This is a genomic window from Gemmatimonadota bacterium (assembly GCA_026706345.1).
GTDB lineage: Bacteria > JAAXHH01 > JAAXHH01 > JAAXHH01 > JAAXHH01 > JAAXHH01.
In genome coordinates, this window is sequence record JAPOYX010000183.1 from 18,415 (window position 1) to 30,708 (window position 12,294).

9 protein-coding genes are annotated in these 12,294 nt (G+C 61.1%); 5 read left to right on the top strand and 4 right to left on the bottom strand.

The genetic code is table 11. The annotated features are described in order from the left end of the window. Positions 1-12: 12 nt before the first annotated feature. From OXG98_12560 to OXG98_12570, 3 genes are all read right to left on the bottom strand, one after another. On the bottom strand, positions 13-879 hold the full coding sequence (locus OXG98_12560; protein MCY3772834.1) for a peptidyl-prolyl cis-trans isomerase: 867 nt from the start codon (positions 877-879) through the stop codon (positions 13-15). Positions 880-941: 62 nt separating this feature from the next. Beyond that, entirely contained in the window at positions 942-4,343 is a 3,402-nt protein-coding gene (mfd, locus tag OXG98_12565) for a transcription-repair coupling factor (protein ID MCY3772835.1), read from the bottom strand. 15 nt (positions 4,344-4,358) lie between these two features. Continuing rightward, entirely contained in the window at positions 4,359-5,318 is a 960-nt protein-coding gene (locus OXG98_12570) for a phosphoribosylaminoimidazolesuccinocarboxamide synthase (GenBank protein ID MCY3772836.1), read from the bottom strand. A 352-nt stretch (positions 5,319-5,670) separates the two neighbouring features. Between OXG98_12570 and OXG98_12575 the strand changes: the two genes are divergently transcribed. The 5 genes from OXG98_12575 (at position 5,671) to OXG98_12595 (ending at position 9,286) form a co-directional block, all read left to right on the top strand. Beyond that, entirely contained in the window at positions 5,671-6,213 is a 543-nt protein-coding gene (locus OXG98_12575; protein ID MCY3772837.1) for a hypothetical protein, read from the top strand. Positions 6,214-6,420: 207 nt separating this feature from the next. Beyond that, positions 6,421-6,882, top strand: a complete 462-nt coding sequence (locus tag OXG98_12580) for a PTS sugar transporter subunit IIA (protein MCY3772838.1) — start codon at positions 6,421-6,423, stop codon at positions 6,880-6,882. A gap of 66 nt (positions 6,883-6,948) precedes the next feature. Then, positions 6,949-7,671 (top strand): ribonuclease PH, encoded by a 723-nt coding sequence (gene rph / locus OXG98_12585; GenBank protein ID MCY3772839.1) that lies wholly within the window; start codon positions 6,949-6,951, stop codon positions 7,669-7,671. Between the two features lie 9 nt (positions 7,672-7,680). After that, the gene (gene rdgB, locus OXG98_12590; protein ID MCY3772840.1) at positions 7,681-8,277 is read left to right on the top strand and encodes an RdgB/HAM1 family non-canonical purine NTP pyrophosphatase; all 597 of its coding nucleotides are present in this window, start codon (positions 7,681-7,683) and stop codon (positions 8,275-8,277) included. Positions 8,278-8,293: 16 nt separating this feature from the next. After that, a complete protein-coding gene (locus OXG98_12595) occupies positions 8,294-9,286 on the top strand; it encodes a cellulase family glycosylhydrolase (GenBank protein ID MCY3772841.1) in 993 nt (330 codons plus the stop codon). Between the two features lie 119 nt (positions 9,287-9,405). On the opposite strand, the gene OXG98_12600 is transcribed toward OXG98_12595, so the two are convergent. After that, positions 9,406-11,340 (bottom strand): hypothetical protein, encoded by a 1,935-nt coding sequence (locus OXG98_12600; GenBank protein ID MCY3772842.1) that lies wholly within the window; start codon positions 11,338-11,340, stop codon positions 9,406-9,408. Between the last annotated feature and the right edge of the window lie 954 nt (positions 11,341-12,294).

Genomic DNA, 12,294 nt, shown 5'->3' on the forward strand with positions numbered 1-12,294 from the left:
CTCCGCTCCAGTCTACGGTGCGACGGGTTCCGATCGTATCAGGTTTCCGTTATAGATTTCCACGTCGGCCGCTTGCCGAAGCACATCCACGAACTGCCTGACCAGTTCGCGGCGCCGGTCCCGCAGCACCCTGTTGACGATCTCGCCGCGGACTTCATCCAGCGGCGGCAGCGTGCCCGCCTCGCGCCGGTCCACGACCCGGAAGATGAACGACCCGGATTCGGAAAGGACCGGCCGGGAGATCTGACCGGTGTTCAGGGAGAACACGATTTCCTGCACCGAAACATCGCTGATATCCGCCCTCTTCAGGAAGCCCAGGTCTCCGCCGTTGGCCGAGGAGGGGTGTATTGACCGCGTGCGAGCCAATTCCTCGAAAGTGCCGCGGCCGCGTGCCAACTGGTTGCGGACCTGCCGGGCCGTGGTCTCGTCCGGTAGAACGATCACGGACAGCCTGAGTTCCGGCTCGTGGGTTATGAATTCCTGCCGATGGGTCTCGAAGTAATCCGTTACTTCCTCGTCCGTCACCTCCAGCGACGAGTCGGCGATGACATGTTCCAGAGCGACATTGGCCAGGTGATCCCTGCGCATCCTGTTCAGTTCCCTGGCCGTCTCTTCTTCGCTGTCGAAATCCAGCCTGAGGGCTTCCTGGTAGAGCAGCTCGGTCCGGATCCAGTCAGATACCCAGTCCTTTCTCATCTGCAGCGTGGCGCCGGACAGCGCCACGGCTTCCATCTCGGCTTCCAGCTCATCGACCGTCAGCGCGGACTGATTCACCCGGGCGACGACCGTATCGGGGTCTTCCGAGGTGGAGAAAAGCCGGCACTGGGTGAAGAGCAGGGCCACGTTCAGAAGAACGACGCAATAGACCGCGGGTTTCATGCCGATTTCATACTCCAGCGGGCGGGCTTGTCTCGAATAGCCGGGCAGGTATCATTAACCATTCATGAGAGTTTAAGCAACAGGTTTTTAGCCGCGTCGACCCGCTCGGCTTCCGACTTGCCGGTCAGCCCCACCCTGATCCGGAAATCTTCCCCGTGGGGAAACTCGATGTCCAGCGCGGGATCTTCCGTCACACGCGCGAGGCGGTCCTTCGAAGGATAAAGGCCGTTCCGGTAGGTCATGGTCATTTCATTCCCGCGGATCATAAGTTGTCTCAATCCGATTTCGGCCGCGATCCGCCTTATGGAAACCAGGTCGAAGAGGATGCGCACCGGATCGGGCAGCCGGCCGAACCGGTCCCTCATCTCCTCGCGCAACGAGACGATGTCCTCTTCGTCCTCTACCCGTGAAAGCCGCTGGTAGAAACCGACCTTGAGCTTTCGATCCGCGATATAGTCGTCGGGGATGAAGGCGCCCACCTGCAGGTCGATGTCGGCTTCATGGACCTGTTCCCGTGTCTCGCCCTTCAGGTCCTGCATCGCCTCCTTCAACAGCCGGCAGTACAGATCGAATCCTATGGCGGATATGAATCCGTGCTGCTCCGTGCCCAGCAGGTTGCCGGCGCCCCGGATCTCCAGGTCCCGCATGGCGATATGGAACCCCGAGCCGAGCGCGGTGTACTCGGAAATCACGGCCAGCCGCTTGCGGGCGTCGGGGGTAACCGTACCGGCGGCGGGGATCATCAGGTACGCGTAGGCCCGGTGGTTCGACCTCCCCACGCGGCCCCGGAGCTGGTACAGCTGGGCAAGTCCGAAACGGTCCGCGCGATTGACCAGGATGGTGTTCACGCTGGGGATGTCCAGGCCGGATTCGATGATCATCGTGGACACGAGGCAGTCGTACTTGTGATCCAGGAAATCGATCATCACCCGTTCCAGCTCCCGTTCCTGCATCTGTCCGTGACCCACCACGAAAGAGACCTGGGGCAGGAGGCGCCGCAGGAATTCGGCGACCGCCTCGATGGACTGTACCCGGTTGTGGACGAAAAAGACCTGTCCTCCCCGGTCCACCTCCCGCATGATCGCCTCGCAGATCACTTCCTCGTTGAATCGCACCACCTCGGTATGCACCGGCAACCGATCCCTGGGCGGCGTGGTGATGAGGGACATGTCCCGCGCGGAGACCAGGGACATGTGGAGCGTCCGCGGAATGGGCGTCGCGGTCATGGTCATGACGTCGACGGAAGTCTTCAACTGCTTGAGCCGCTCCTTGTGGGCGACGCCGAACCGCTGTTCTTCATCGACCACGAGCAGGCCCATGTCGTGGAAGTCGATGTCGCCGGATATGAGGCGGTGCGTGCCTATGACGATGTCCACTTCGCCGCTCCGGAGGCCTGCTACGACGGCCTTCTGTTCCCTGGGCGGGACGAAGCGGCTCAGCATCCGGATGTTTACGGGGTAGTCCGCGAGCCGCTCGGAGAAGGTGGTCATATGCTGCTGCACCAGGATGGTGGTCGGGGCCAGTACCGCGACCTGTTTCCCGTCCAGTACCGCCTTGAAGGCCGCGCGGATCGCCACTTCCGTCTTCCCGTACCCCACGTCCCCGCAGATCAGCCGGTCCATGGGCACCGCCTGCTCCATGTCCGACTTGACGTCGGCCGCCGCCTGTTCCTGGTCCGGGGTATCGTCGTAGATGAAGGAGTCTTCCATTTCCTTCTGCCAGGGGGTGTCGATCGAAAAGGCGAATCCCGGGCTGGCCTGCCGGGCCGCGTAGAGTCTGACCAGGTCCTCCGCGATATCCCGGACGGCCTTTCGCGTGCGCTTCTTGGCCTGCTCCCAGGCCCTACCGCCCAGCTTCGACAACGCGGGCACCTCGCCGTCGGAACCGATGTATTTCTGCACCCGGTGCAACTGCTCGATGGGGATGAAAACCCGGTCGTCTCCGGCGTAGATCAGCGTCAGGCAGTCCCGCTCCCGTTCGTCCACGGCAATACGCTTCAATCCTACGTACCGGCCGATGCCGTGGTCTATATGGACGACGTAGTCCCCTTCCTTCAGGCTGGTGAAATCCTCGATTACCACGCCTTCCTTGAAGACCTTACGCCGGCGTCTCCGGTACCGGTTGAAGATCTCCGCGTCGGTCAGCACGACCAGGGGCAGGTCGGGCAGGATGAATCCGGCGTGCATGGCGCCGACCGCCATTTCGATCTCCTGGGCGTCCTCGCCCAGGATCTCCCGCAGTCTTTCCGCCTGTCCTTCGTTGTCGCAAACCACCACGACCCGGGCCGCGTTCGCGCTCCATTCCGCCAGGCGGGACTTCAGCACGTCCATCGCACCCTGGTATACGCCGGACGCCTCGGTTCCCATGGCGAGCCACCCATCGGCCGCCCGCGCGCCGCGCACCATGTCCATTGAGCCGTAGTAGGCCGACTCGGCCGTTACATCGCGCCAGCACATGATCGCGCTGCCGGGCTCGGGTACCAGGTCATCCGCCTCCGTCCTGCGCCGATGGGTGTTTTCGTATTCCTCCGCGAACGATTCCGCTTCACGCGCCAGTTCGTCGGGTTCGCACCGGACGATCAGCGTGTGGTCCGGCAGGTAGCTCATGATGGTGGGGGCGGAGGGATGGAACCAGGGCAGGTAGCGCTCACTGCCTTCAAACAGGCCGCCGTCCTCGATGTGGGAAATCAGTTCCGACGCGTCGATCGATCGCGATTCCCCCTCCCTCCTCGCCCGCTGGACCACTTCGACACGCTGTTCGGGATCGTCGATCATTTCCCTGTTCGGGAGCACGGTGAGTTCGCGGATGTGCTCCGACGACCGCTGGGAGTAGATATCGAACAGTCGAATCGATTCTATTTCGTCACCGAAGAACTCGATTCGACACGGCTGGTCCAACCCGTGGGGGTAAACATCCACGATACCGCCCCGCACGCTGTAGTGGCCCGGCGCCTGGACCATGTCCGCCCGCTCGTAGCCCAGCCGGTCGCACCGCGCAATCAGGTCGCTCAAGGGGATGGCGGAGCCTGACGCGAGCTGCAGCGCGGCGCCCTGAAGCACGGCGGGCGGCATGGTGCGCTGCATGACGGCCCTGACCGTCGCCACGACGAACAGCGGCCTGTTCCTCATCAGGGCGTAAAGGGCGTCCAGGCGCCGTCCCGACAGGTCGCCGGGCGGGGATACCTGGTCATAGGGCAGCACTTCCCAGGGGGGAAACAGCGCGACGTCGCCGGGATCCAGCAGACTGGAGACATCCTCGAACATCTCCTCGGCGGTGGCCGTGTCCTCCACGATGACCAGCGTCGCGCCGCCCCGTTTCCGGTGTGCGTGGGCGAGCAGCAGGGACCGCGACGATCCGGCGAGCCCCGACACCCGCGCGGAGCAGGCGGCATCGGCGGCCATCGCGAGATAACGCTGTACGATGGGGGATTTTTCCGAGGTGTCCAGAAGGTTTGGCAGGCGCATACGGGAGCGGTTCGACTACATCGGGTTACGCAGCCGGTGTGTGATCCGCTGCAATACGTCCTCGTTCCGGGCTTCGAAAGACCTGGCGGTGATCATCTCGTAGGCTGTAATATAGCGGCGCGCGGCTTCTATCCTGACATCGTCCGGAATGGCGGGAATGGGACCCTCTCCGCGAAAGCCGCGCTCCGCGAGCCATTCACGGACATATTCCTTGTCCAGCTTGTCTGGTTCTTCACCGCGGTTGAAACGGTCTTCGTAGGTGTTCCTGATCCAGAACCGGGACGAGTCGGGGGTATGGATTTCGTCGATCAGAACGACCCGGCCGTTGACGATTCCGAATTCATACTTGGTGTCCACCAGGATGAGGTTTTGGGCGGCCGCCAGTTCGCTCCCGAACGCGAACAGCGCCAGGGCTGCCCTTTCCATCTCCCGATACGTTCCTTCGTCCACAAGGCCCCTGCGAAGCACCTCTTCCGCCGAGATGGACTCGTCGTGAAAGCCTTTCTCCGGCTTCGTCGAAGGGGTAATAATGGGCCGGTCGAAAGCCTGGTTCTTTTTCATCCCGTCCGGCAGCGCATTGCCGCAGAAGTCGCGGCTCCCCCGGGAATAGTGGTACCAGGCCGACGTCGTGGTCACTCCGGTCAGATACCCCCGGACGACCATCTCGACCGGAATCAACCGGCATTCCCTGGCCACGAGAACGTTCGGATCAGGTACGTCGATCAGGTGGTTTTCGATGATATGCCGGGTCCGTTCGAACCAGTAGACCGCGGTCTGGTTGATGACCTGGCCCTTGAAGGGAAGTGCGCACAGCACCCGGTCGAAGGCGGAAATGCGATCGGTGGTCACGATGATCCGCTTTCCATTCAGCCGGTAGTTGTCCCTGACCTTGCCTTCGTATTTCTCGCCCAGGTCGAAACGGGTATCGTGCAGCACGTGATCCAACTGCCGCCTGAGGACGTCTTCAGACACCATGCTTGGCGTTGGTCCTTTCGGTGAATGGTCGGGCTGTGGAACGGTCCGGACATGACGTCGAAACCGCTCCCGAATCAAGCCCTTCACACTAAAGCGAAGGGGCCGGCATGTCAAGCGGAATCAAAGCCCCGGGCGCCCGGACCTCAGGATATCTTCATCCTGTTTCCGCCTCTGGCAACATCGCCCTCACGGGCCACGTTTTTTCCGTCAAACTCGTTTTTTACTGGACACCCGTCCGAACCGCTCTATTATATTTGGATTATCTTGCTACAAGACTGCCTTCCCGTTGATTTTGGTACGGATTTCAATGATCTGATTTCGTCATCTTCCGGTTTTTACAGGAGGTTTTATCATGTCCAAGCAGGCCGTCCTGACCTGTCTGAGCGTCGTCTCATGCCTATTGGTGGCCGCCGCATGCGCCGGGCCGCCCACTGAGGCCATGACCGCTGCGGAACAGGCCGTCAACGCCGCCATGGAAGCCGAGGTCGACAAGTACGCGCCGGCCGAGTTCGAAGCGGCCGCCGCTGAGCTCGAGAAGGCCCAGGGCCACATGGCCGCCGAGGAATACGGCGACGCCAAAACCGCCGCCGAGAACACCATCGCCCTGGTCGAAGCGGCCAACGAGGAGATGCTGGTCCAGAAGGAGTTGACCAAGCGCGAAGTCGACGAAGCCCTGCCGGCTTTCCTCGAACGCTGGGGTGAGATTTCAGGCGCCATCGAGGGGGGCCGCGGCAGAGCCGCCCGTGCGCTTGCCCAGGAAGCCTCGGCATTCGCCGACTCGCTGACCGTGCAGCTGAATGACCTTAAGGCGGCCGAGAAATGGCACGACATCAAAATGCTTCTTGAGTCGGCCAACATGACAGCCGACAGCTTCGCGGAACGGGCCGGCGGCTGACGCGGTGCGCTTCCCGACGGTATATCTCAAGGAACATAAAGCCGTCTGACGATGTGGTCAGGCGGCTTTTCCATTATCCGCTGGCCGCCGGTCCGAGACGCCGTCCGAAACACCGTCCAAATGGTTGTTGACATTTTCGGGGTGGATACATAGAATCAGTCAGGTTTTGAACTGAATCGATTTTCGGGCAGGATACAGGAGCATGGCATGAGCCTGACGGAATTGTTGGATGAAAACGCTATCCTGGTCAACCTCAAGGCCACGCAGAAACAGGAAGTGATCGAGGAACTGGCCGCGGCGCTGACGGCGTCCGGGAGGATCAGCGACAACCGGGAAGTGCTCCAGGCCGTCCTGGAACGCGAGAAGATCATGAGCACCGGGATCGGCAAGGGGGTCGCCATTCCCCACGGCAAATGCAAGGCCGTGGACAAGCTGGTCGGGGTGCTCGGGATCAAGAAGGAGGGGGTCGATTTCCAATCCCTCGACGAACAGCCTGTCTATCTCTTCTTCCTGCTCGTCTCTCCCCTGAATGTCTCCGGTCCCCATATCCGGGCGCTCGCCCACATTTCCCGCCTGTTGAGGCACGATAACCTGCGAAAACGGCTGATCGCCACGGAAAATCCTCGCGACGCCCTGGAACTCATCGCGGAAGAAGAAGAAAACATGTAAGCCGTCCCCGTTCCCGGGACCGTCCGCAGACTCACACGAAAAGCAAAGGATGAAGCCGTGGCACCTGTGTCCAGGATCGATGGCCGGGAGACCGGCCAGTTGCGTCCTGTCGAGATCCAGCGCAATTACCTCCGGCACGCGGAGGGTTCGGCGTTGATTGTCATGGGCGGCACGACCGTGCTCTGCTCGGCGAGCGTGGATGAGGGCGTACCGCCTTTTCTGAAAGGGAGCGGCAAGGGCTGGGTGACGGCGGAATACGGCATGTTGCCGCGCAGCACGAACACGCGGGTGTCCCGTGACGGCCGGCGCGGCAGCGTCTCCGGGCGAACGCAGGAAATCCAGCGGCTCATCGGGCGGTCGCTTCGGGCCGTTTTCGACCTGGAAAGCCTGGGGGAACGGTCCATCCTCATCGACTGCGACGTCATCGAAGCCGACGGTGGCACGCGCACCGCATCGATCACGGGCAGCTTCGTAGCGCTGCGCGACGCGGTGACGTGGCTGTCCGACCGGGGTTTGCTCGATCGCGACCCCATCAGGGACGCAGTTGCCGCCATCAGCGTCGGCATCATCGAGGGTATCCCCATGCTCGATCTCTGCTACGACGAGGATTCCACGGCGGACGTCGATATGAATCTCGTCATGACGGGCGGCGGCGAACTGGTCGAAATCCAGGGCACTGCCGAACACCACCCCTTTTCCATCGACCAGTTGTCCGCCATGCTCGACCTCGGCAAACGAGGTATAAACCAGTTGATCGATCTGCAGAATCAGGCGCTGGAACGAGGCTAGGCCGCGACCATGCCCATTGTGCTGGCCACGCGCAACCGGGGTAAAATCTCCGAAATCAAGGCACTGCTGCCCGGTGTGCGGTTCGAGCCGGCCGCATCTTTCCCCGGCTGCCCCGAACCGGAAGAATCGGGCCGTACCTTCGAGGAGAACGCCCTCATCAAGGCGCGGGCCGTCGCACGGTACACGGAAAGGACCGCGCTGGCGGACGATTCGGGTCTGGAGGTGGACGCCCTGGGTGGGGCGCCCGGCGTGCGCTCCGCGCGTTATGCCGGAACGGACGCCACCGACCAGGACAACCTGCTTCGCCTGCTCGATGCCCTGGACGGGATCTCCGACGCCGACCGCACGGCCCGGTTTCGATGCGTCATGGCGGTCGCCGCGCCCGATGGGCGCACGTGGACCGAAGAAGGCGTCTGCGAAGGGCGGATCCTGCGCGAACCCCGCGGAACGTCGGGATTCGGCTACGATCCGCTCTTTGTTCCCGCAGGCTATGGAAACACCTTCGGCGAACTGGACGCGGCCATTAAAAACCACATCAGCCACCGATCGATGGCACTGCGCCGGATCGCCGGAATACTGAAGACGCTACCCGGGGTACCCGAATGAAGCGGACAGGAACGCCATGAAAAAGTGGACCCGTGAAAAAGCCCACGCATGGTACCACGAAGCGGGCGCCATACGCGGCTGCAACTACCTGCCGCGCACGGCCGTGAATATGACCGAAATGTGGCAGGCGTCCACCTTCGACCCGGAAACCATCGACCAGGAACTGGGTTGGGCTGCCGGGGCGGGCTACAACAGCGTGCGGATTTTCGTCCAGTACCTGGTCTGGGCAGACGACCCGGGAGGGTTGAAGGAGCGGATGGACCGGTTCCTGGCCATCGCGTCGCGGCACGGCATCAGCGCCATGGTCATCCTCTTCTGCGACTGCTTCTTCGGGGGACGCGACCCCTACCTGGGTCCGCAGGACGAGCCGGTGCCCGGCGTGCACAACAGCCAGTGGGTGCCGAGTCCGGGCTTCGAACGTCTCGCCGACCGGGACGCCTGGCCGGGCCTGGAGCGCTACGTGAAGGACATCGTAGGCAGTTTCGGATCGGACCCGCGCGTGCTGGCCTGGGACCTGTACAACGAGCCGGACGACGACCTCAGAAGCCAGCCGCTTGTGGAGGACGCGTTCGCGTGGGCACGGACCGTCGATCCCACGCAGCCGCTCACCACGGGGCCGTGGACCTGGAACGCCTTTGAAGACGACCTCTCATCGCGTCTTTTCGAGCTGTCCGATATCATCACCTTCCACTACTACGAGGCAGCGGATAAATTCGGACCCAGCCTCGCCCGGTGCAAATCGTACGGCCGACCCGTGATCTGCACCGAATGGCTGCGGCGGCACCACGGCAACACCTTCGCGGAGATGCTCCCCGTCTTCGCGGAAAACCAGATCGGGTGGTACAACTGGGGACTCGTGGCCGGGAGGACGCAGACCTATCTGGCCTGGGAGTCGAAGAAGGGCGATCCCACGCCGCCGATCTGGCAACACGACATGATGCATCCCGACGGCTCTCCCCTCGACCCGGGGGAGCTGGATCTCATCCGGCGATTCGAATTCACCGGATGACCGCCGATTCCGCCGCGGGCCGCGCCTCCCGGCTCCGCCGCGCGGCGCATTGCTTCACCCCGCTTCGGCGGCGCGACACATCTCTTCACCCCTGCTTCCGAGTCACCCGCCAGAGACCGTCAGACGGTTTCGTATCGCGGCCGGTTGACGTACCGGGCCATCTCCAGGTCCAGGTGGATCCGGGTAGCCGGCGGCAGCTCCACGAGCAGGCGGGAATCATCGACCCGCATGGACTCTGTCCGCACCGCGGCCCGCGGCGCGGCGTAGGCGCCCGTGGCGCCGGGGTAAGGCGTGTCGGTCGTGTCGTGGGATACGCTGCGGAAAGCGTGCTCGGCCAGGGCGCCGGCCTGCAGGATGACCCGCCTCGTTTCCGTGTGATGAAGATTGACGAGGTGTACGCCCACGCGGGACGGTTCGAACCGGTCGACTAGGGCGGCCGTGTCGGCCGGAAGTCCGGGACGATTTCGGTCGACGTCGTAGTAGCGCAGCCGCGCGTTGGGGATACCGCCGTAGTAGATGACCTGGGGGCATCCCATGGTGAGCTGCACGAGGGCCTCGGTGGTCACGGGCTGCACCTCCTGCCACAGGTGAATGCGCGGTCCGGCTTCCAGGTCCGAATCGTCGGCGCGGACCTGCGCCAGCCTGTGGCACACCTGGGCGTGGGCGGCCCCCAGCATACGTTCCGGATAGTCCGGGTTTTCGCCCCGGAGGTAGAGCAGCCAGGGCTCGTCGTGGTGCATGTCGCCCTTGTCCCTGAAGGGCACCACGGCGGACCAGTCGTACCCGCTGCGCTCGCGCAGGTAATCCATGCGCGCCCTGTCCTCGTCGGCCTCCGACACGTTCCACACGTTCAGGGGATATGTCACGGGCATGGGCTGGTAGTCCATCCAGCCCTGGTCGCCGTACCGGTACGGCGTGAGAAAGGTCCTCCGGTCGGGACCGAGACTCCGGTCGACGCCGATGTAGTGATCCCGAATGCTCATCTGGGACGCCATTTCATCGAAATTCCCGTCGATCCCCTCCTCCAGCAGGCGGTCGATCATGCCCCGCGGCAGGTCGAACCAGCCGGAGTCCCCGGAGAGCAGATAGGCGTTGTTGGCCGCGGTGATGGCGGCGAACCCCAGGTTGTAGAACCCGTGGGGCCACGTCCAGCCGTAGAGACCCCCGTACCATTTTCCGTTATGCAGGGCGCCCACCCGCCCGTCGAGTCCCACGTTGTCCGGCATGAGTCCGCCGTTTTCCCGGGCGCGTTCCAGCCAGGCCCCCGTATACTCCAGCAGCCAGTCCCGGTACTTGTCGTCGCCGGTCATCAGATAGGCGTTCATGATGAGTCCGCTGACGTTCAGGTTGTTCCCCACGTCGCCCTCGCGGAACCGCTCGGCCATGGCCCTGCCCATGGCCCGCGCTTTCGCGGGATCCTGGAGATCGTCCACATGCGTGATCCCCGGGACGTCGCTCAAAGGCAGGCCGTAGACCCGCATGCCGCCGGAACCGGGATTGTACGCCAGCCGGCTGTCGTCCTCGCTCATCCCCCAGGCGGGTCCGCCGCTGCCGTTGTGGGGCGCCCGGATGATGCGATGCACCGGATCGTAGTTCGGCGCATCGGCGAACTCGTTCAGATAGAAGCCGGCGAACCGCCGGGCGCGGTCGTGCAGCTTGGGATTGGCGGGGTCGGCAAGACAGAGATGGTAGAAGTAGATATAGCTCTCGCTCTGGTGGAACTGGTCGTAACCCCGTTCGAACTCCCGGTAGATCCGTCCGAAACGCGCCAGTTGCCGGGTGATCGCGTCCCAGTGCCGGTCCGCCGCCTCCAGCAGGTGATCGCCCCCGCCCAGGCTGTAGAACTGGGCGAAATTGGTAAACGCCTCGTAGAAATCATCCATCCCATCCCGGGTTCCCGGCCACGTGTCCGCCCAGATCAGCGATCCGTCCCCGCGGGTGTACTTCTCGATATAGGGGAGAACCGCTTCGTCTATCGTGTCGATGAGCTTCCGTTCGAGTATGGCCCAGGGCGGCGTAATCTCGTAATGGATGCGGGCCGTTATGGTGTGCATCGATGGCTCCGCAAGTGCGTTTCGTTGACATACTGTGTGAGGCTACACGCGAATTTAAAACCGCAGGCATCCATAAACTTCAGACATTCCATCGCTTAAACTCAATGAACGCGATCCATAATTCGTTCAGCAATTATAAAACGCATGGACTATTGTATATTAGTTTAACATATTCCAACTTCCATTAACCGTAAGATTGGAATTCTCGGACAGTAAAGTTGGCGCGTTATCCAAATACCTGTCTGGACTAATTGTTACGAATCGAGATCGGAAAACACGCTAGATTCATTTACAAAAGTAATCCTCGCAATAAACGTGTTTTTATGTACGTATTTTGATTTATCCTCTATAGTCGACCATACTATGTCATTCTTACGGTCTGGAAGTACGTGTTTGAATTATTGAAACCATTATACAAAGAAAGAGTATCTGACGTGATTTTCTGGTTCTCCAGTTCGTCTCGGATGTATAATTGCCCCCATTTCTAATGTTTTACATGAAAGTGATGGATTTAAATTACCTTGAAACACAACTTATCAAACCTATTGTAAGATCAAGTATGTAAACGAGCCGAGTTTACATCGTAACTGTACCTACAGACTCAAACTTAGAATTGATTTATTGTTTCTAATCAACATAATACCTGTTGACATGGCATTTTGTAGCTGGTTTTTCTTCCTTTTGCATAGGTTTTGATTGGATTTGATCTTTTGTCTTGAGTGCCAATCTTCAGTGCAAGGTTGACTTATCCATAAAGGCAGTTTTCTACTTTGTGATTGATACATTGGTTGAAGTATAACACACCTATTTTGTATGTTTCCATTACAGTATGGTTTTCTAACGAACTCAAACTAAGCGAAAGTTATCATGGCTGAATCTGATCTACTTAGGCTTAAGCGAATTGAGGTCGATGATCTCTTCGGCGTTTACAACCATCACATCGACCTTGATTTG